The sequence below is a fragment of the Mobilicoccus caccae genome (assembly GCF_030161635.1).
Lineage (GTDB): Bacteria > Actinomycetota > Actinomycetes > Actinomycetales > Dermatophilaceae > Mobilicoccus > Mobilicoccus caccae.
Genome location: NZ_BSUO01000001.1, coordinates 4,004,899 through 4,024,152, shown reverse-complemented (window position 1 = coordinate 4,024,152; position 19,254 = coordinate 4,004,899). Strand labels below are relative to the sequence as shown.

Below are 19,254 nucleotides of genomic sequence, written 5' to 3'. Positions count from 1 at the left end.
GGGGGTAGTTTCCGGCCTGCCCTGCTTGGTGCATCAGATTCCGAGCCCGGTCCAGACGCCGACCTCGCCGGGACCGACGGGGCGGGGCATCCGGCCCTTGTTCGAGTTCAGTTGCCCTGGAGCTCGATTCCGGATCGGCGCCGGGGCCTGAGCGGGCGTCGGGATGTCGGTCTGTCATGGATCGACAAGCTACGCGCAACCGAGGCGTCGTTCGGCCGAGCGCGACGGCGAAACGGCCCTCACCGCCGATGCATCCCAGGATCGTGGCGCCCCGGGCGTCACTCGGAGTACAACGGAGACGACGCGATGTGAACGTTCGTCCAAGACGAGTGGTCCGGAGGGGAGTGGCCACACGGGACGTCTTCGGGCGCACGTCACGACGGGCCGGGGTGCCCGGCGTCACCCGGGGGTCGGGCGGTCGGTGATCGCCCATCCGAGCTGAGCGATCAGGGGGATCTCGCCATGCTCGCATGCGCAGTCGTCGCTGCGTCTCGGAGGCCGCCGGCCTGCCTGCTACCGAGAAAGCGACCCACATCGTGAGCACACGCCCGCTCGTCCTGTTCGTGTACGGAACCCGGCCCGAGGCCATCAAGATGGCTCCGCTCGTGCTCGAGTGCCGCGACCGCGACGTCTTCGACGTCCAGGTCGTCGTCACCGGCCAGCATCGCGAGATGTTGACGCAGGTCAACGACGTCTTCGGCATCGTGCCCGAGCACGACCTCGAGCTGTTCGAGCCCGGTCAGGGCATCGAGTCCATCGTCGCCAAGACCCTGACCCGCCTGACGCCGATCCTCGCCGATCTGCGGCCCGCCGCCGTCGTCGTCCACGGCGACACGAGCACCGCCAACGCCGCTGCTCAGGCCGCGTTCTACGCGCAGGTGCCCGTCGTCCACCTCGAGGCGGGCCTGCGGACCGGCGACCTCGCCTCGCCGTTCCCGGAGGAGGCGAACCGGCAGCTCATCGGGCGCCTCGCCGACCTCCACCTGGCGCCCACCGCCGGCAACCGCGCGGCGCTGCTGGCCGAGAACGTCGACCCCCGCCGCATCGTCGTCACCGGCAACACGGTGATCGACGCCCTGCACCGGGTGGTCGACGGGCTGCCGGCCCTGGGGGCACCGACGCGCAGGCGCTCCACGGCCCCCAGGCAGCGCGTCGCCGGCTCCTCATCACCCTGCACCGCCGAGAGAATCTCGGGGAACGCATGGAGGGCATCGCCCGCGCGATCACCGCCTTCGCCGGCTCGCACCCCGACGTCGACATCGTCATGCCGCTGCACCTCAACCCGGCCGTGCGTGCCGCCGTCGTCCCTCGGGTCGGGGACCTGCCCAACGTCGACCTGCGCGATCCGCTCGACTACGTGACGTTCGTCGACGAACTGCGCCGGGCCACGGTCGTCCTCACCGACTCGGGCGGCCTGCAGGAGGAGGCACCCGGTCTCGGCGTGCCGGTCCTCGTGGCCCGCGACACCACCGAACGTCCCGAGGCCGTCGAGGCGGGCACGGCGCGCCTCATCGGCACCGACGAGGCGGAGGTACTGGCCCACCTGACGCGGCTGTTCGACGACGCGGTCGCGTACGAGGCGATGGCCACGGCCGTGAATCCGTACGGCGACGGCCGGGCCTGCGGACGCTGCGCCGACGCCCTGGAACACCTCCTCGGCCTCGGCGAGCGTGCGGCGGACTTCATCCCCGGCGACTCCCCCTCCGTCACCCGCGCGGCCTGACGCGCCCACGCCCCACCGCACACGCGACAAGCGTGTGGTGGGGCGTCTCGGGTATCGGAATCGGAGGCCGTGCGAGAGGATCGACGCGGCCCCGACCCGCCCGCGAACGGAGCGACATGACGACCGACAAGGTGACCCTGGCCGTCCTCGGAGCATCCGGGGATCTGACCTCACGACTCCTCCTGCCGGGACTGGCGACCCTGCTCGCCGGACGCCCCGACCTCGACGTCCACCTCGTCGGCGCGGCCACGGAGACGTACACCGACGAGGAGTGGAAGACGCGCGTCCGCGAGGCGCTGACCACCAACGCCTGCCCCGACCACGCCCGCGAGCGCGTCGTCGCCGGCACGAGGTACACCACCCTCGACGTGACGAGCCCCGAGCAGATGGCCACCTTCCTCGCCTCGCTGTCCGACGACCGGCCCGTGGTCCTCTACTTCGCCCTCCCGCCGGCCGTGACGATCGCGGCGTGCCGGGTGCTGGCGCAGCTCGACCTCCCGGACGACCTGCGGCTCGCCCTCGAGAAGCCCTTCGGTGAGAGCGAGGAGTCGGCCCGCGAGTTCAACCGCCTGCTGACCTCCTTCGTGCGTGAGGAGCAGATCTTCCGCGTCGACCACTTCCTCGGACGGGCGACGGTGCTCAACATCGTCGGTCTGCGGTTCGGCAACCGCGTGCTCTCCCGGGTGTGGAGCAGCGACGACATCGAGTCCATCGAGATCATCTACGACGAGCAGATCGCCCTGGAGGACCGGGCCGGCTACTACGACAAGGCCGGAGCCCTGCGCGACATGCTGCAGAGCCACCTGCTGCTCGTCATGGCGATGCTCATGATGGAGGCACCGTCTCGGGTCGACGCCGTCGAGCTGCGCGACCTCATCGGCCACCTGCTCCGCGCCACCCGCCTGTACGGCGACGACCCCGTCGCCTCCTCCCACCGCGCGCGCTACACCGCGGGTGACGTGGACGGCCGAGAGATCCCCTCCTACGTCGACGAGCGGGGTGTGGATCCCGCCCGTTGTACCGAGACATTGAGCGAGATCACCGTCGAGGTCGCCAACGCCCGGTGGAAGGGCGTGCCGGTGACCCTACGCAGCGGCAAGGCCCTCGGAGGTCGCCGCGAGATCGTCGTCCGGTTCCGCCCCGTGGCGCACGTGCCCGTCGGATTCGTCGACGACCCCGCCCCCGACGTTCTGCGGTTCGGCATGAACCCCGAGACGCTCAGTCTCCGGATGGCGACCAGCGGCGCCGAGGGGGCGTTCGACTTCTCCACCGTCGACCTGCAGGCCGAGCTCGGCGACAGCGAGATGCGACCCTACGGCGAAATCCTGTCCTACATCATCGCCGGCGACCCGCTGCTCTCCGTGCGCGGCGACGTGGCCGAGGAGTGCTGGCGCATCGTCGATCCCGTCCTCGCCGCCTGGGCCGCCGACGAGGTGCCGCTGGAGGAGTACCCCGTCGGCAGTGCCGGCCCGGAGCAGTGGCTCCGCGCGGCCGCGGGCGAGGACGGCCACCCAGGGAGCCGACGCGGGCTCCCGGCCGAGTGAGCGGGAGCCACAGGCCTCCTCTTTCGTGCGTCGCGCGCTACGGCGCGCCGCGCAGGCGATCCGGGCAAAACCGGCGACGATAGACACCGGACCCTGGACGGTGGTGGGGAAGCCCGCCGTCCGGGGCCCGTCCATGTCCGGCTCTCCTCCCAGCGCGGCGGGCCGTCGCGGCACCTCCGGGTCAGGACACCTCCTCGAGAGAATCGCGGCCGTCGTCAGGGCGTCACGACAGGCGTCCGTGATGTGCTGGCACCTCACGCCCCAGCCCGAGGAGAGCAGATGAACGACAGGACACTCGCCGGCCGGACGATCCTCATGTCCGGAGGCAGCCGCGGCATCGGGCTCGCGATCGCCGAACGCGCGGCCCGCGACGGGGCGAACATCGCCCTTCTCGCCAAGACCGACCAGCCCCATCCGCGGCTCGAGGGCACGATCCACACCGCTGCCGAGGCCATCGAAGCCGCCGGCGGCCGGGCACTCGCGATCGTCGGCGACGTGCGGGAGGAGGAGTCGGTGCTGCAGGCCGTGGCGACGACCGTCGAGACCTTCGGCGGCATCGACATCGTCGTCAACAACGCCAGCGCCATCGACCTGTCGCCCACCCGCGAGCTGGCGATGAAGAAGTACGACCTCATGCAGAACATCAACTGCCGCGGCTCGTTCCTCCTCGCCAAGGCGTCGATCCCCCACCTCGAGGCGTCGCCGTGGGCCCACGTGCTCACGCTCTCGCCCCCGATCGACCTGCAGCCCAAGTGGGCCGGTGGGCACCTCGGCTACACGATCGCCAAGTACGGCATGAGCCTGGTCACCATCGGGTTGGCCGAGGAGCTCAAGGGAGCCGGGATCGCCGCGAACAGCCTCTGGCCTCGCACCACGATCGCCACCGCCGCCGTGGCCAACCTCCTCGGCGGGGAGGCGACGATGCGGATGAGCCGCACTCCCGAGATCGTCGCCGACGCCGCCCACGTCATCCTCACCAGCGACCCGCGGCAGTGCACGGGCAACTTCTTCATCGACGAGGACGTGCTGCGCGACGCGGGAGTCTCCGACTTCTCCCGGTACGGCGGCCCCGACGAGGACCTCCGGGTCGACCTGTTCCTCGACTGAGTCGGCGCCTCGACGCCGTGTCGCCGACGAGGAAGAACAACACCGACGACATCAACGCGCCTCAGAGACTTGCCTTGAGCCGCTGACCTGCATCGATGCGCATCAGTTCCTGGCCCAAGTTGTCCGTGTTGTTCTTCACCTCCGCTGAACGGACCGATACCGTCGACAGGTCCGGCCTCGGGTGCCGGTCAGCCGGCCGGGACGGTGGGCAGCCACGGATACAGCTCGACCTGGCCACCGTCCACGAGGTCGAAGGGTGTCGTCAGGTCAGGCGGGAGGGGGATCTCACGCCAGTCCCCGCTCCCGAACCGCATGAAGAACCGCTGCGGAGTCGTGTCGTCGGAGGCGGCCCCGTAACCACGCCACCACAACACGATCGAGGCTCCCCTGCCCGGTTCGAGCAGGAGGCGCTGCGGCGCGGCCGGCTGTCCGTCGGCATCCTTCGACACCTGCTGGAACGTCAGCGCCAGCGGCCGCCCCTGAACGATGCGGACCTGCGGCCAGGCGCCGAGCACGCACGGCTGGTCCTTCATGTTGGTGGCTGTCACGCTGGTCCAGCTGGTGCCGGTCGCCCTCTCCCAACCGTGGTTCACCAGGGACAGGTCGTCGATGTCGCACGCGCGGGTATCGTCGCCGGCGCCGGCCACACGAGCAGCGGCCGTGGGCATCGTGGGTGCGTGGACCTGCGGGCCGCCCTGGTCGAACTCGGGTTGCGGCGCCGGTGGCGGGGTCGGCGCTGGCGGTGGGGTGGTGAAGGCCTCCGGCGGGAACGCCGGACGGTTGGGCGGGGTCTCGGGCGTCATGCGCAGCAGGGACAGTCCGACCGCGATCCCCGCGACCAGGATCACCGCGACGGTCACGACCAGGAGGAACCACGGGCGGCGACGCCGGTCGCGCACGCGTCGCCGCGGGTCCCATCCGGGATGCAGCACGCGCATGTCATCGTCCGGCCTCATGCGTCATCCCCCGTCTCTCGCCCCTGCGGGCGCCCCTGATGAGGATGCGACGGATGGTGGCGTGCGTCGAGGCGCGCCGGGCAGAGGTGACCGATCCGTTGCGCGCCCGAGGTCATCCCGCGATCTCGACACCGCCGCGGGCCCACGAGCCTGCGCCGACGGGTGCGAAGTGCACGTCCCAGCCACCGTCGGCGAGGCCGACCGCGAGGGGTTCGAGATCCGGCTCTCCGGTGACGATCACGGTCATGTCCCACGTCGAGATCGGGTGGGCCGTGGCCGCGATCTCCGGCGTCACGGTCACGTCGTAGGCATCGACCTGGCCGAGGAGTTCGAGGACGGCGCCACCGATGTCGCCGACCTGCGGCTCCGTGTACAGCGCGAGAGCCGTGCCGACCCTGACGACGTCGGCGGCCGAGACCGCGTCGCCGCGCAGGCGGAACGTCGCGATCATCGAGTCCTCCCGCACGGGCAGGCTGGTGAAGAGCCACACTCCCGGGTCGGTGACGTCGCCGCCCGCCGAGGTCAGCAACTGGCCGAACACGCCGAGGTGACGCGCCCGTCCCGAGTCACCGGCCGAGGGCCCGATCGCGACACTGCCGCGGCACTGGTTCATGACGGACCCCTCTCCGGTCGACACGGTCGGAGGCCTCGACGGCCCGACCCACGCACACGTCGTACGAGTAGTGATCGGCCGCGCCCACCCCGAACTGAGCCGTCCCGCCCCGACCTGATCCGCCACGTCGTCGCCGAAACCGCCGGCTATAGGCGGCTACTAGTTCTATTGACCTCAGGATCGGTGCCTGGCCAGGCTCGGTCTAGGTGGTCGGGGTAGTCGCTCTTTTCCGGCTGTCCATCCTGGTGGTGTGACTCTCGACCGGCTTGCGCTGCTCTGGCCACCGACATGGTCGGGAGAGGCTGAAGAAGGGATTGCTCTGCTGGTAGTAGCGGTGCCCTCCGGACCGACACAACCGATGTTGAGGATGTCAGGAGGCAGCTGATGAACGAGCAGGCACCGGGTCCGGTCGTGATCGGGATGGACCCGCACAAGCGCACCGTCACGATCGAGGTGATGACTCCCAAGGAGCAGATCCTCGGACACGGACAGTTCACTACCGACGAGGACGGCTTCGCCGCGATGCTGGAGTACGTCAGGCGTTGGCCCCAACGGAGGTGGGCGGTCGAGGGCTGTGAGGGCATCGGTCGACATGTCGTGGCCAGGTTGTTGCCGCTGGGCGAGCAGGTCGTGGACGTGCCGGCTGAAGTTCCCCCTGGAGCGTAGAGGCATCCACAATGAGGGATCGAGATGCCAGAGAAGCGTAAGAAGTACGACCGGGAGTTCCGTGAGGGAGCGGTCCGGATCGTCGAGGAGACGAACAAGCCGATCGCGCAGGTCGCTCGCGATCTTGGCGTGAACGAGGGCACGCTGGGCAACTGGGTCCAACGCGCCCGTGCCGCACGCGAGGGTCATGGAGAGCTGTCCAAGGACGACTACGAGGAGCTGAAACGGCTGCGCGCCGAGGTCGCCGAGCTGCGGATGGAGCGTGATGTCCTCAAGCGATCCGTGGTCCTGTGGGTGAAGGAGGCGACGAAGTGAGCGTGGCACGCTTCATCGCCGACCAGAGGACCAACTACGCCGTGCCACACGCCGGGACTGCTGCACGGGTAGGTGACACCGAGTCTGTGGTGCTCTGAGGCGCCGCAGGGAAGGATGTGCACCATGCCCAAGCCCTATCCCCAGGAGTTCCGGGACGATGTCGTCCGGGTCGCCCGTCAACGCGAGGAGGGGGTGACGATCAAGCAGGTGGCCAAGGACTTCGGGATCTCCGAGTCGTGCCTGACGAACTGGATGACCCAGGCCGACCGCGACGCCGGCATCAGGCCCGGCGCCGACCGCGAGGAGCTGGCCGAGCTGCGCGAGGCCAAACGGCGCATCCGGCTGCTGGAGCAGGAGAACGAGGTCCTGCGCCGCGCCGCGGCGTACCTGTCTCAGGCGAACATCTCCCCAAAATGATGTACCCGCTCGTCCGCGAGCTGGCCGGCGACGGGATCCCCGTCACGGTGACGTGCCGGGTGCTGAAGATCGCTCGTCAGCCGTACTACCGGTGGCTGAAGGAACCGGTCACCGACGCCGAGCTGGCGGCCGCCTACCGCGCGAACGCGCTGTTTGACGCCCACCGCGACGACCCCGAGTTCGGGCACCGGCTGCTGGCCGACGAGGCCCGTGAGGCCGGGGAGGGCATGTGCGACCGGACCGCGTGGCGGATCTGCTCGGAGAACGGCTGGTGGAGTGTGTTCGGTAAGAAGCGCGGCAAGAACGGCAAGCCCGGTCCGCCGGCGCATGAGGACCTCGTCGAGCGGGACTTCACCGCGGCCGGCCCGAACCAGCTGTGGCTGACCGACATCACCGAGCACCCCACCGGTGAGGGCAAGCTCTACATGTGCGCGGTCAAGGACGTCTGGTCGGGCCGCATCGTCGGCTACTCCATCGATGCCCGGATGAAGTCACGCCTGGCGGTGCAGGCCCTGGACAACGCCGTGGCGACCCGCGCCGCGCACGGCATGGACGTCGCCGGCTGCATCGTCCACTCCGACAGGGGCAGCCAGTTCCGGTCGCGGAAGTACCTGGCCGCGCTGCGCCGCCACCACCTGGTCGGATCCATGGGCCAGGTCGGCACGAGCGCCGACAACGCCGCGATGGAGTCGTTCTTCGCTCTCCTGCAGAAGAACGTCCTGGACCGCCGCCGCTGGGCCACCCGCCAGGACCTACGCATCAGCATCGTCACCTGGCTCGAGCGGACCTACCACCGCCGCCGGCGCCAGGACCGACTCGGTCGGTTGACGCCCATCGAATACGAGGCCACCATAGCCACAGCCGCCACTCAGGCGGCCTGACCCAACCTGTCACCTACCCGTGCAGCAGTCCCGCCCTTGTCTGCTCGCTGCTCGGAGTCTCCGAAGCGTGGTTCTACAAGTGGATCAAGCGCGCCGACGGTCCCGGCGCTGCCAGCGGGCTGTTCACCGACACCGACCGCCGCCGCGACACCGTCGACCGCGCGGTGCGCGTCGCGTTCAAGAACGCCAAGGGCCTGCACGGCTCACCGCGCTTGCACGCCGACCTGCGCGAGGCTGGCTGGCAGATCAGCGAGAAGACGGTCGCCGAGTCGATGCGCCGCCAAGGCCTGGTCGCCCGCGTCATCAAGCGGCGCAGCGGCCTGACCAGGCAGGACAAGACCGCACCCAAGTTCCCGGACCTGGTGCGTCGCAACTTCACCGCGCCGGCGCCGAACTGCAAGTGGGTCGGCGACATCACCGAGATCCCCACGGCCGAGGGCAAGCTGTACCTGGCCACCGTGATCGACCTGTACTCGCGCCGGTTGCTCGGCGCGGCCACCAGTGCCCACCCCGACGCTGACCTGGCGTGCGCGGCGATCCAGATGGCCGTGACCGCTCGCGGCGGCAAGGAGGCGATCTGGCGCGAGGACGAGTCCGACCGGGTCATCTTCCACACCGACCGGGGCTCGACCTACACGGCGACCTCGTTCACCCGGCTCTGCGCCGACCTCGGGATCCGCCAGTCGATGGGCCGGGTCGGGTCGTGCTTCGACAACGCCGCCGCCGAGGCGTTCTTCTCCTCCCTGGAGTGGGAGGTCCTGTCCCGGCAGGCGTTCGACACCCGAGCCCAGGCCCGGGCCCTGGTCATCGACTGGGCCTACGGATTCTACAACCACCAACGCCGGCATAGCGCGGCTGGCATGATGTCACCGGTCAACTACGAGCAGTCCACCGCAGCGTCCGTCCCGGACGCCGCGTAGCCCGAAGCCCTCCACGATCCGGGGGAACCACAGTCTGCCATCACCCCCTGTCCGTCTGACCGCCCGCTGACCCAGTGGCCAACGCATCCCGCCACAGCCAAACCGGCGGGCGTGACGACAGCCCCCACCTCAGTCGCCTCCCTCGAGCCGAAGCAATCGCAAGTCTGTGCAGCCGCAAGCTCCCGCTGTCGCCTCCGGTGAAGTCGCCGGCACCGAACCGGCCTCAGTCCGGCCTCACGGCAGGAGTAGTGGTAGCCCCGCGGGCCACCCGAAATCCCAGATCGTCAAACGTGGCGTTCGGGTTGGTCTTGCGTCGCACGCCGGCCCGGCAGCTCCACTCCGGATCGCTCCAGCCGCCGCCGCGGATGATGCGGTAGGACCCGTAGACGTCGGGGTCGTACAGATCCCAGCACCATTCCCACACGCCGCCCAGGAGGTCGAACAGGCCCCACGCGTTCGGCTTCTTCGATCGCACTGGATGGATGGTCCCCCCGGAGTTGTCGGCGTACCAGGCGATCTCGTCCAGCGGCCCGTAGCGCGCACCTGTCGTGTCTGCGCGGCAGGCCACCTGCCACTCGGCGTCCGTGGGTAGCCGATACCCGTCGGCACCGTGGTGCCAGACGACGCTCCAATCGTCGAGCTCTGGCTCGCTGTGCGGCCGCCACCGTGTCGGGGTGGGAACCTCACGCTCTGCGATCTCATAGGCCGGAGTCAGGCCCTCTCGGAGTGAGAGTTCGTTGCAGAACAAGATCGCGTCTCGCCAGCTCACGTCGGTCTTCGGAAGGTTCGCCGACTCAGGATCGCAGGTCACGCCGTACGCGTCGTCCCAGAGGCCGCGCGTCACCACGGTGTCTGCCATGGCGAAGGGCTCGACGTGGGCGGTCCACGACTCGCCGGTGCGGCGGTCCACCACGAGTTCCTCGACCGCGCTGGGGAGGGGAACGGTGATCAAGTGAGTCTTCACTGCACCCATTCTCGGCCACCGGCGAGTGGGTCCGGCACGGTTGCGAACGCGTTATCGGACGTGCCCGACGCACGCCCGGATCTGCCGCATTGGGGGACCAGGACTCCGGCGGACGTCCAACCTCGCCGCGGCGACGACTGCCGTCACTCGTCGTTCGGGTTCAGGGCTGCGAGGTCGTCCAGGAAGGACAGGATGACGCGCTGATCGGCAGCTGAGCGGCGCGTAGCCAGATCCCGCACGGACTGCAGGAGGGGCTCGAACGAGGCCACTCCGGACTCGATCGCCTGACCGGTCACCTGCAACGACACGCGGCGGCGGTCGTATGTGTCTCGCTCCCGGAGGACCAGGCCCCGCTGCTCGAGCCGGTCGATGACCTGAGTCGTGGAGGCAGACGCCAAACCCAACCCCGACCCCAGGGCGCCCGGAGTCGTCGCTTCACCAGCTCGTTGCAGGTCCAGCAAGACCACCAGGGCCCGGATGTCGGTCAGGTTCACACCGTGCGCGCGGGCGAAGCGAGAGCCCTGGGTGCTCAGGTGGATGACCGCTCGTCGGACCGCAGTCACGATCTGGTCTGGCGTGCTCACGAAAACCATCCTAATCTCTCGTCAAACGAGATACACGTTAGACGAGAGGAATCTCATGTCCAAGGACTCAATCATCGAATCCACGGCCGCCAACCGCATGCGCATTGCTGACCTCTACGACAACACTGCCGATGAGCTCCTCGACGGCCCCAGCCTGTGTCGCGGCTGGAGCCTGCGCACGCTGCTAGGACACGTGGTCATGCCGCTGGCCAGCACCCCGGCCCAGCTGCTGTGGCACACCCTCCGCACGGGCTCTGTGCACCACGCTTCCACCAGGATCGCCACGCGCCTGGGCCAGCGCCCGGTGCGGGAACTGACGACCACGCTCAGAGAAGGGGCCACCCGGCGGATTTCCACACCCGCCCTCGGCCCCATGGGCCAGTTCGCAGACGGCTGCATCCACCTCAACGACGCAGCCCGACCACTCGGCCTGCCCTCTGGCGTGCCCCTGGCCGACTGGCAGAACCTACTGCCCTGGCTGCCCAGCCAAGCAGCCCACCGCCTGGGCCACGTGCCCGAAGGGCTGCTCGATGGACTCTTCTGGCAGGCCACCGACGTGGACTGGACCTATGGCGAGGGGCCGTGCGTAGCTGGGCCCGCGGAAGCGCTGGCGCTGGCGATGACTGGCCGCGCCGTCGCACTGCTCGACCTGACCGGCCCCGGCGTCCCAGTCCTGACGGGACGGCTCGGAGCGTAGCCGGATGGGCAGCACACCGCCCCCCATCTGCCGCCGAGCGCGCTTCGGGATTCCCGATGGGCGGTGTTGTTCTCGGGGCCGCGTTCTACCCGCCGCTGCCGGGGCGACAATCGACGGGGAGGTGCGAGTCGTTCGGCTCAGCTGGGTCATTTCGATCGGGGGTGCAGGAGGCGGTCGGTGACCATGACCACTGGCTCGCCGTGAGCGGCCCGCTGCGTGATGCTCTTGGCGTGCCGCCATCGCGGGTCGTCGAGGAAGGCATCCCAGGCGCAGCGCATCTGAGTCTCGTCCTCCCATGCCAGCAGGTAGCCGAAGTCGAAGACGTGGCTGGCCGAGCGCGGCCGACTGGGGTGTCGCATCGTGAGCAGGAGGCGTAGCACCCGGATCGGCAGGTTTTGGCTGACCGGGTCGACGCGACCTTCCCACTGCTCGACGAAGGTGAAGCCGTGCTCCTGCATGAGGGGGCGGGCTTGGGTATCCCACCGGTGAAAGACCGCGTCGCGGTGGTTTGCCTGGACGGTGTATATGCGGAGCTGGCGGAGCGTCATCCATCGACCCTTCCTGGTCGGCTGTGTGCTGCGAGTGTTGCGGGATCAGTGCTGTCCTGCCGATTCGCCTGCTGCGGCGCCGACCGCAGCGGAGAGGCCCGCGCTGAACCACGTGACGCGTAGTGAATCGCCCCGGGTTCGGTGGAGGCTCTGGTGTGTACCGGGTTCCGCGGCGTCGGTGATTCTGGACTCTGGTGTCTGACATCAGGAGGTCGTTGTGGGACGGCGAGGTTACCCACCGGAGTTCCGGCGTAAGGTCTTGGACCTTCTCGAAGAAGGCCGAAGCGTCACGCAGGTGGCGCACGACCTGGACATCAGCCAGGAGTCGATCTACACCTGGCGGCGTCAGGACCGGATCGACAAGGGTCTGCTGTCGGGGCTGACGAGCCAGGAGAAGTCCGAGCTCACGGCCGCAAAGGCCCGGATCGCTCAACTCGAGACCGAACTCCAGGCGGCTCGACGGGCCGTTGAACTGCTGCGGGAGGACGCGAGCCCAAAAGGCGGTTCTCGGCGGTCGAGGTGATGGTCGCCGAGAACATCCCCGCGCAGGTGGCCTGCCGTGTCCTCGCAGTGTCGGAATCCGGCTACTACGCCCGGTTGAAGCGGGCCCCGTCCGAACGCGCGGTGCGCCACGCTTGGCTGACCGATGTGATCAGCCGGATCCACCTCGACTCCTGAGGTACGTACGGCGGGCGGCGGGTCCACGCTGAGCTCACCCTGGGGCGCGGCATCGCGGTGGGACATGGGCAGGTCGAGCTGCTCATGCGCCGTGCCGGCCTGCGCGGAGTGGCCGGGCGAGCAAAGTGGAAACGGATCAAACCGGACAACATCGCCGCCGACCAGGTCAACCGGTCCTTCGCCAGTAACGGACCGAACCAGTTGTGGGTCATTGACATCACCGAGCACCCCACTCGAGAGGGCAAGGTCTACTGCTGTGCCGTGCTGGACACCTTCTCCCGACGGGTCGTCGGATGGTCCATCGATGCCTCACCGACCGCCGCGCTGGTGACCAACGCGCTCGGAATGGCCATCGACACCCGACTCGGCGGGGCGCGCCCGCGGGGACGGTGATCCACTCCGACCAGGGAGTTCAATTCGGTTCTTGGGCCTTCACCAACCGCGCCAAGGCCGCCGGGCTCCTGCCGTCGATGGGCAGCATCGGTGACTGCTACGACAACTCGATGATCGAAGCGTTCTGGTCCCGGATGCAAGTCGAACTCCTCGACCGACGCAAATGGAACACCCGCATCGAACTCGCGAACGTGATCTTCGACTACCTGGAGATCTGGCACAACCGTCGCCGCCGACACAGCAGCCTGGGCTGGATGACGCCGATAGAGTTCGAGCGCAACAGCATCATCACCGTGGCATGAGAAACCAGAAATTCCGACTCCGCACAACCCGGTACGCACCAGTTCACCGGCGCCTCGCACATCGCCCGGCTCCTGGAGCGCTTCCCTCTGTGCCGCTGATCATCGCCCACATGGGGAGCCCGGACTACGGGCCGGCCACAACCGCGGAGTCAAGCAGAAGGCACCGGGGTTTGGCCGAGGCCGTGACGTACGAGGGCACCCAGGAGAACCCCCAGTGCCAGGGCGAGCTTTGTCCGGTGTCCGGCCAGGTACATGGCGGCCAATCGCGTTCCAGAGAGCGCGCCGACCTGCTGCAACAGCGACAGGATGTCGGAGTTGATCCACTCCTCGGCGATCCTCCCGTTCTCGAAGCGATAGATCTCGTAGCTGTCGTACTCGATCTGGCGGCCTGTGGGTGATGCGCCCATGAACTCCCCGGTATGAGTTCCGGTGAAGGTCATCCGCACGGCGACACGGTCTCCCTGGGCGATGACGTCTTCGATGCGGAAGTCCAGGTCAGGGAATGCGGTCAGGATGACGGCCACGTTCTCCTTCCAGGCCTTCGCGCCGCGACGCTGGTGCGGCATTCCCGCGATGTTGATGATGAAGTCCTCGGTCATGAGTGCAAGGCATCCGTCGAGGTCGCGGGTCCTCAGGGCATCGAATGCCTGTCGGAGGATGTCGGTGTTGGTGGGTGTCAGAGTGCTCATGGTGAACCTCCAGTTCACGGCCGTGGCGTCTGATTTTGCATTTCAGTCGTAATGTAACAGGAGAGTGGGTAGCGAGGCCGAGTCCAGGATGGGTCGGCGGCGGGGCATGGGAGGCTACGGGGGTGCCGAAGCAGGTCGATCATGAGCAGAGGCGTGAGTTCATCGCGTCGGCGCTTCTGCGTGTCGCTGCGCAGGAGGGCTTGGAGGGCTTGTCGCTTCGTCGGATCGCGGCGGAGGCTGGCGTCACCTCGGGGATGGTTCAGCACTACTTCCCGACCAAGGACGCGATGATCCACTACGCGATGGATGTCGCCGCCGCCACGTTCGCCGACGGCAGTGGTGCAGGGACGGAATCACCGGCGAGCGAGCACGATCCGGAACCCCTTGAGGAGATTCGAACCCTGTTGAGCTCCCTACTGCCGACGGATGATGCCCGGCGGGGCGCCGGAGGAGTGTCCCTGGCCTTCATGTCCTACGCCATGACCCACGAAGCTGCGGCAACGAGGTTGGCCGAGGGTAATGCCCGGTTGCGAGGCCACATGGTCGGATTGCTGATACAGGCACGGGACGCGGGCCAGGTCCGTGAGGACGTTGATGTCAACACTGCTGCCGTGGCGCTGCTCGCCCTCACCGACGGGTTAGGAGCGCAAGCGCTGTCCTCATGCCTGTCCCTAGACTTCGCCTTGGCCGCTTTGGACCTTCACATCGCCCTCCTCGGCATTCCCTCTGGTCGGCCGGATCGGTGAGGTGGACGTGCTTGGTGATCGATAGCGGCGCAGCGGACCGTTCGGGCGCATCGATGAGGCGAGGGTCGAGCAGTACGAGAACGCGGCCTGCGGGCGCGGGTGAGTCCTCACCTGGTCGCCACGCAGGCGACTCGGCCGGAGTGCCCACGACAGGGCTGCATCGGTCCGGATCGCAGAAGTGAGACGCTCCGCCATGTCGATGGCCGGCGTCGGATGCGGCTCCGCTTGGCGCTGTGGCACCCGTAGGTGAGCGGGGTGCTGGCTCGGGTGGGTCTCACGTGGAGTGGTGGCTGAAGTTCCCCCTGGAGCGTAGAGGCATCCACAATGAGGGATCGAGATGCCAGAGAAGCGTAAGAAGTACGACCGGGAGTTCCGTGAGGGAGCGGTCCGGATCGTCGAGGAGACGAACAAGCCGATCGCGCAGGTCGCTCGCGATCTTGGCGTGAACGAGGGCACGCTGGGCAACTGGGTCCAACGCGCCCGTGCCGCACGCGAGGGTCATGGAGAGCTGTCCAAGGACGACTACGAGGAGCTGAAACGGCTGCGCGCCGAGGTCGCCGAGCTGCGGATGGAGCGTGATGTCCTCAAGCGATCCGTGGTCCTGTGGGTGAAGGAGGCGACGAAGTGAGCGTGGCACGCTTCATCGCCGACCAGAGGACCAACTACGCCGTGCCACACGCCCTTGTCTGCTCGCTGCTCGGAGTCTCCGAAGCGTGGTTCTACAAGTGGATCAAGCGCGCCGACGGTCCCGGCGCTGCCAGCGGGCTGTTCACCGACACCGACCGCCGCCGCGACACCGTCGACCGCGCGGTGCGCGTCGCGTTCAAGAACGCCAAGGGCCTGCACGGCTCACCGCGCTTGCACGCCGACCTGCGCGAGGCTGGCTGGCAGATCAGCGAGAAGACGGTCGCCGAGTCGATGCGCCGCCAAGGCCTGGTCGCCCGCGTCATCAAGCGGCGCAGCGGCCTGACCAGGCAGGACAAGACCGCACCCAAGTTCCCGGACCTGGTGCGTCGCAACTTCACCGCGCCGGCGCCGAACTGCAAGTGGGTCGGCGACATCACCGAGATCCCCACGGCCGAGGGCAAGCTGTACCTGGCCACCGTGATCGACCTGTACTCGCGCCGGTTGCTCGGCGCGGCCACCAGTGCCCACCCCGACGCTGACCTGGCGTGCGCGGCGATCCAGATGGCCGTGACCGCTCGCGGCGGCAAGGAGGCGATCTGGCGCGAGGACGAGTCCGACCGGGTCATCTTCCACACCGACCGGGGCTCGACCTACACGGCGACCTCGTTCACCCGGCTCTGCGCCGACCTCGGGATCCGCCAGTCGATGGGCCGGGTCGGGTCGTGCTTCGACAACGCCGCCGCCGAGGCGTTCTTCTCCTCCCTGGAGTGGGAGGTCCTGTCCCGGCAGGCGTTCGACACCCGAGCCCAGGCCCGGGCCCTGGTCATCGACTGGGCCTACGGATTCTACAACCACCAACGCCGGCATAGCGCGGCTGGCATGATGTCACCGGTCAACTACGAGCAGTCCACCGCAGCGTCCGTCCCGGACGCCGCGTAGCCCGAAGCCCTCCACGATCCGGGGGAACCACACCTCAGCTGCGGACGATGACACTGCCGCCCTCGCATCGGCGGCAGGACTCTCGACCACGGACGGCCAGACCACGCTTGTCATCGGTACCACCAACTAAAGCCGCCACGGAGCATCGACAGAACACCGCCATTTACCGGCGAAGGTCACAGCGTGTCAGTGGACCGGGTTTATGGGTCAAGGTGACCTGGGGGTTCACGGTCGTCTGTCGGTGGTCGTTGGTCGACCCGTAAACGATCGTCACTGGGCCACGGGGACCCATAGCTCGACGTGGTGGATGGTCCCGATCGGTGCCGAGCTCACGCGGCCTACCTATCGAACACCGACGGCCACGAAGTCGAGCTCACCGCGAGCAACCCCGTAGAACTCACCCATCCACAGGTCTTGACGATTCCTCGGCGTCGATCTCGTCCTGCTTACACCAGTTGCGAATCGTCTCCCGTGACATCCCCAACCGGGTCGCCACCGCCCCGGCTGCCGCCGTCACCGACCCGAACTCTGGCACCTGCTCACGAACCATCCGAACCGCACGCTCCCGCTCCTCAGCGGTGTACTTCTTGGGCATGAGCCCCATCCTCCCTGAACCAGAAACGATGCGGCAGGAGACCGAGGCCGGTTCAAACCCCCGTGTCCACCAACAGGGGTCAAGGCCCAGCGATCGCCTCACCTTTCACGCCCGGACTCAGCGATGTGTCGAGATCGGCGATCCGCGCCTCGACCCGCTCCGGGACCGACTTGTAGACAGGGAACGCGAGGCCGAGCGGGTCGCCGGTGATCGAGTCACGGCCCATGCCCATCAAGAGCTGGAGCTGGGCCTCCGACACCCGGTCCCCGACCGCGAGCTGACCGTTGCCAAGTGAGGCTGTCAACGACGGGTGAAAACTGAGCAGATGTCGACGGCTGAAAACTGAGCAGTCTGAGCACGCGCCGACGGTCGTGTGTGTCCGACATCACTCTCGTACGGTGAAGCCGGAGTTGTGGTCCTGGTCACGCACGGTTCCTCGGAAGCCAGATAGCCGCCGCGTTCGTGGTCGTCCTCACCTGTCGAGAAGCGCGCGTTGAACTGGGCCGCACCGAGGCACTGGAAAGACGCGGGCGTCGAGCCGCCGTCTGCTTTGCGCAAGCGGCCACGTATGTGGGTAGGCGCCATTGCGGCGGCCCTCCTTGACAGAACTCGGCACCCCCGCTCACGCGCTGATGCACTCTTCTATTGCCGTCGCGAGGAGCCTCGGTCGATGGAGAACGGTCAAGCAAGCCTCTCGGGATCGAGTTCACTGATGAGCGCTTGGACGAGATCGGCGAAGGCCTCCTTGCCCTCGGAGACGTCGGGTCCGGAGATCTCGAATGAAGTAGAGATCATGTCGCTGATGGCTCCGAGGGTTTCGCGCAGTGGTGGACTGTCCTCCCGGCGGAGCAGCGGTTCGGCGAGGAGGGGGCCGGTCGTGAGCACGCTGAGGGTGTGACTCAGTGACGCTGCGGGAATGGTCGGGGTGACGAGTCCCGCCTGCTGCAGACGTGCGAGGAAGGTCTCCCCGAGGACCACGCGGGGCCCGTATCGCTCCGGCCCGTGTTGAACGAGTAGACCGGTTAGGGCTCCGTCGGTATCGGTGTACAGCGATACCAGGAACTCGCGCTTCAGGAGCGCGGCGAGGCAGTGGCGGTAGATGCGCGACAGGCGACCACCTTCCGGGTCGTTCTGAACGCGGGCCAGAGCGTCCTGCAGGTAGAGCCGGAACTCCCGGTACACCACTTGGGTGAACAGGTCGTCTTTCGTGGCGAACTCCAGGTAGAGGGCGCCCTTGGACACCTTCGCCTCGTGCGTGATGCCGGAGATGCTGGCCTTGCGGAAACCGAATCGGACGAAGTGGTCTGCAGCGACATCGAAGAGGCGGTCGCGTCGGGTCGTCATGAACGAGCCGTTGGGTAGTGCTCGGCCAGGAAGTCGAGGAGCACCCGGTTGAAGGCGGGCGAGTTGTCCTGGTTGGCGTTGTGCGACGCCTTCGGGATGACCTCGTATCGACACTGAGGGTCCCTGCGAGCCCAGTCGCCCGCGGTGCGTGCGACGTTGCCGGTCCGGTCGGCGTCCCCGTGGGCGAGAAGGAGCGGTATGTCGATGCGGTAGTGCGGTTCGGGGTGCAAGGACTCCGACAGTCCCGACCACACCCGTACGAAGTCCCGCTTCGACATTCGGGAGGCGGCGTCGGCCGCATACTCCTGCACGTCCGGGGTGAGAGCGGTGGCGCGGGCGATGGTGCGCCGGAAATGGTCCCATGGCCACACCGCGAACCACGCGACGGACGACCTGAGGGCCAGGTGTTCCCATCGCGGAATGGGCAGGGTGATGCAGGTCGAGCCCACGATCACCATCGCACTCACCCGTTGCGGGTGCAGAAAAGCCAGCTCCTGCGCGACGTATCCCCCCAACGACTGACCGCCGACGCAGATAGGTCCCCTCACGTCCAGGCGCTCGAGCAGTGCGAGCAGATCGTCCACCATGTCGCCGACGAGAATCGGTGAGCGACCGAGCGGCTGCGAGTCCCCGTGACCACGAAGGTCCCACGTCAGGACCCGATAGCCGGCCTCGACCAAGGGCTCCACCTGCGGATCGAACATCCGATGGTCCATGGCCGCCCCGTGCGTCAGGACGATGAGCGGTGCCTCGGTGGGCCCGGTGACCCAGGCGTGCACGCGCGAGTCGGCTCGCTCCACCACGATCGAGGCGGGTGGGTTGTTTTTGCGATTGAGCATGAGACACTTTGACCCATATCGTTCATTCGGTCAATGCGTGATTGTGATCTCATCGCCCCGGCCTGACGGTCACCCCTGTCCGTACCGCTGACTGGCGGACTGAACGCACGCACATGCCGCGGGTGGCAATCCGTCTTGTGTGTGCCGGTGGGGCCGGTTGTGACTGT

The 19,254-nt window shown here is 68.0% G+C and carries 21 protein-coding genes and 2 pseudogenes; 13 read left to right on the top strand and 10 right to left on the bottom strand.

The genetic code is table 11. The features are described 5' to 3' along the window. Positions 1-470: 470 nt before the first annotated feature. The 4 genes and pseudogenes from QQK49_RS23020 to QQK49_RS19820 form a co-directional block, all read left to right on the top strand. Positions 471-1,037: pseudogene (locus tag QQK49_RS23020) on the top strand (UDP-N-acetylglucosamine 2-epimerase); the annotation flags it as partial. A gap of 164 nt (positions 1,038-1,201) precedes the next feature. Next, positions 1,202-1,723, top strand: coding sequence for a UDP-N-acetylglucosamine 2-epimerase (locus QQK49_RS23015; RefSeq protein ID WP_348536237.1), 522 nt, complete (start codon positions 1,202-1,204; stop codon positions 1,721-1,723). A gap of 116 nt (positions 1,724-1,839) precedes the next feature. Continuing rightward, complete coding sequence (locus tag QQK49_RS19825; RefSeq protein WP_284305486.1) at positions 1,840-3,267, top strand: glucose-6-phosphate dehydrogenase; 1,428 nt, start codon at positions 1,840-1,842, stop codon at positions 3,265-3,267. Between the two features lie 279 nt (positions 3,268-3,546). Next, positions 3,547-4,374 (top strand): SDR family oxidoreductase, encoded by an 828-nt coding sequence (locus QQK49_RS19820; RefSeq protein WP_284305485.1) that lies wholly within the window; start codon positions 3,547-3,549, stop codon positions 4,372-4,374. A 188-nt stretch (positions 4,375-4,562) separates the two neighbouring features. Here the strand turns inward: QQK49_RS19820 and QQK49_RS19815 are convergent, their stop codons facing one another. Both QQK49_RS19815 and QQK49_RS19810 read right to left on the bottom strand, forming a co-directional pair. Next, complete coding sequence (locus QQK49_RS19815) at positions 4,563-5,330, bottom strand: DUF4232 domain-containing protein (protein WP_284305484.1); 768 nt, start codon at positions 5,328-5,330, stop codon at positions 4,563-4,565. 112 nt (positions 5,331-5,442) lie between these two features. Then, positions 5,443-5,943 carry a hypothetical protein gene (locus QQK49_RS19810; protein WP_284305483.1) on the bottom strand — a complete coding sequence of 167 codons (501 nt, stop codon included), beginning with the start codon at positions 5,941-5,943 and terminating at the stop codon, positions 5,443-5,445. Positions 5,944-6,327: 384 nt separating this feature from the next. On the opposite strand from QQK49_RS19810, the gene QQK49_RS19805 reads away from it, so the two are divergent. From QQK49_RS19805 to QQK49_RS19790, 4 genes are all read left to right on the top strand, one after another. After that, positions 6,328-6,609, top strand: a complete 282-nt coding sequence (locus tag QQK49_RS19805; RefSeq protein ID WP_284305482.1) for an IS110 family transposase — start codon at positions 6,328-6,330, stop codon at positions 6,607-6,609. A 24-nt stretch (positions 6,610-6,633) separates the two neighbouring features. Then, positions 6,634-6,924 (top strand): transposase, encoded by a 291-nt coding sequence (locus QQK49_RS19800; protein ID WP_182818941.1) that lies wholly within the window; start codon positions 6,634-6,636, stop codon positions 6,922-6,924. Positions 6,925-7,047: 123 nt separating this feature from the next. Then, a protein-coding gene (locus QQK49_RS19795) for an IS3 family transposase (protein WP_284304186.1) occupies positions 7,048-8,222 on the top strand; the annotation gives its coding sequence in 2 pieces (ribosomal slippage) (positions 7,048-7,320 and positions 7,323-8,222; 1,173 coding nt in all). Continuing rightward, positions 8,114-9,142, top strand: coding sequence for an IS3 family transposase (locus QQK49_RS19790; RefSeq protein WP_284305956.1), 1,029 nt, complete (start codon positions 8,114-8,116; stop codon positions 9,140-9,142). The genes QQK49_RS19795 and QQK49_RS19790 overlap by 109 nt, the downstream gene beginning before the upstream one ends. A gap of 223 nt (positions 9,143-9,365) precedes the next feature. Here the strand turns inward: QQK49_RS19790 and QQK49_RS19785 are convergent, their stop codons facing one another. Together QQK49_RS19785 and QQK49_RS19780 are read right to left on the bottom strand one after the other, a co-directional pair. Continuing rightward, a complete protein-coding gene (locus tag QQK49_RS19785) occupies positions 9,366-10,052 on the bottom strand; it encodes a formylglycine-generating enzyme family protein (protein WP_284305481.1) in 687 nt (228 codons plus the stop codon). A gap of 197 nt (positions 10,053-10,249) precedes the next feature. Continuing rightward, positions 10,250-10,690 carry a MarR family winged helix-turn-helix transcriptional regulator gene (locus tag QQK49_RS19780; RefSeq protein ID WP_284305480.1) on the bottom strand — a complete coding sequence of 147 codons (441 nt, stop codon included), beginning with the start codon at positions 10,688-10,690 and terminating at the stop codon, positions 10,250-10,252. A gap of 55 nt (positions 10,691-10,745) precedes the next feature. Between QQK49_RS19780 and QQK49_RS19775 the strand changes: the two genes are divergently transcribed. Further along, complete coding sequence (locus QQK49_RS19775) at positions 10,746-11,387, top strand: maleylpyruvate isomerase family mycothiol-dependent enzyme (protein WP_284305479.1); 642 nt, start codon at positions 10,746-10,748, stop codon at positions 11,385-11,387. 146 nt (positions 11,388-11,533) lie between these two features. Here QQK49_RS19775 and QQK49_RS19770 read toward each other — a convergent pair whose 3' ends face one another. Next, on the bottom strand, positions 11,534-11,935 hold the full coding sequence (locus tag QQK49_RS19770; protein ID WP_284305478.1) for a hypothetical protein: 402 nt from the start codon (positions 11,933-11,935) through the stop codon (positions 11,534-11,536). A 217-nt stretch (positions 11,936-12,152) separates the two neighbouring features. Between QQK49_RS19770 and QQK49_RS19765 the strand changes: the two are divergent. Further along, positions 12,153-13,308: pseudogene (locus QQK49_RS19765) on the top strand (IS3 family transposase). Positions 13,309-13,457: 149 nt separating this feature from the next. Here the strand turns inward: QQK49_RS19765 and QQK49_RS19760 are convergent. Continuing rightward, on the bottom strand, positions 13,458-13,997 hold the full coding sequence (locus tag QQK49_RS19760; protein ID WP_284305477.1) for an ester cyclase: 540 nt from the start codon (positions 13,995-13,997) through the stop codon (positions 13,458-13,460). Positions 13,998-14,119: 122 nt separating this feature from the next. On the opposite strand from QQK49_RS19760, the gene QQK49_RS19755 reads away from it, so the two are divergent. From QQK49_RS19755 to QQK49_RS19745, 3 genes are all read left to right on the top strand, one after another. Then, positions 14,120-14,743: a TetR/AcrR family transcriptional regulator gene (locus QQK49_RS19755; RefSeq protein ID WP_284305476.1), complete on the top strand. Its 624-nt coding sequence runs from the start codon at positions 14,120-14,122 to the stop codon at positions 14,741-14,743. 337 nt (positions 14,744-15,080) lie between these two features. Next, positions 15,081-15,371, top strand: a complete 291-nt coding sequence (locus QQK49_RS19750) for a transposase (protein ID WP_182818941.1) — start codon at positions 15,081-15,083, stop codon at positions 15,369-15,371. A gap of 2 nt (positions 15,372-15,373) precedes the next feature. Continuing rightward, the gene (locus tag QQK49_RS19745) at positions 15,374-16,309 is read left to right on the top strand and encodes an IS3 family transposase (protein WP_284302823.1); all 936 of its coding nucleotides are present in this window, start codon (positions 15,374-15,376) and stop codon (positions 16,307-16,309) included. A 397-nt stretch (positions 16,310-16,706) separates the two neighbouring features. On the opposite strand, the gene QQK49_RS19740 is transcribed toward QQK49_RS19745, so the two are convergent. The 4 genes from QQK49_RS19740 to QQK49_RS19725 all read right to left on the bottom strand — a co-directional run bounded on the left by QQK49_RS19740 (position 16,707) and on the right by QQK49_RS19725 (position 19,087). Next, complete coding sequence (locus QQK49_RS19740) at positions 16,707-16,904, bottom strand: hypothetical protein (RefSeq protein ID WP_284305475.1); 198 nt, start codon at positions 16,902-16,904, stop codon at positions 16,707-16,709. A 79-nt stretch (positions 16,905-16,983) separates the two neighbouring features. Next, positions 16,984-17,163 carry a hypothetical protein gene (locus tag QQK49_RS19735; RefSeq protein WP_431310558.1) on the bottom strand — a complete coding sequence of 60 codons (180 nt, stop codon included), beginning with the start codon at positions 17,161-17,163 and terminating at the stop codon, positions 16,984-16,986. A gap of 422 nt (positions 17,164-17,585) precedes the next feature. Next, positions 17,586-18,248: a TetR/AcrR family transcriptional regulator gene (locus QQK49_RS19730; protein WP_284304469.1), complete on the bottom strand. Its 663-nt coding sequence runs from the start codon at positions 18,246-18,248 to the stop codon at positions 17,586-17,588. Further along, positions 18,245-19,087: an alpha/beta fold hydrolase gene (locus QQK49_RS19725; protein ID WP_284304468.1), complete on the bottom strand. Its 843-nt coding sequence runs from the start codon at positions 19,085-19,087 to the stop codon at positions 18,245-18,247. The genes QQK49_RS19730 and QQK49_RS19725 overlap by 4 nt, the downstream gene beginning before the upstream one ends. Between the last annotated feature and the right edge of the window lie 167 nt (positions 19,088-19,254).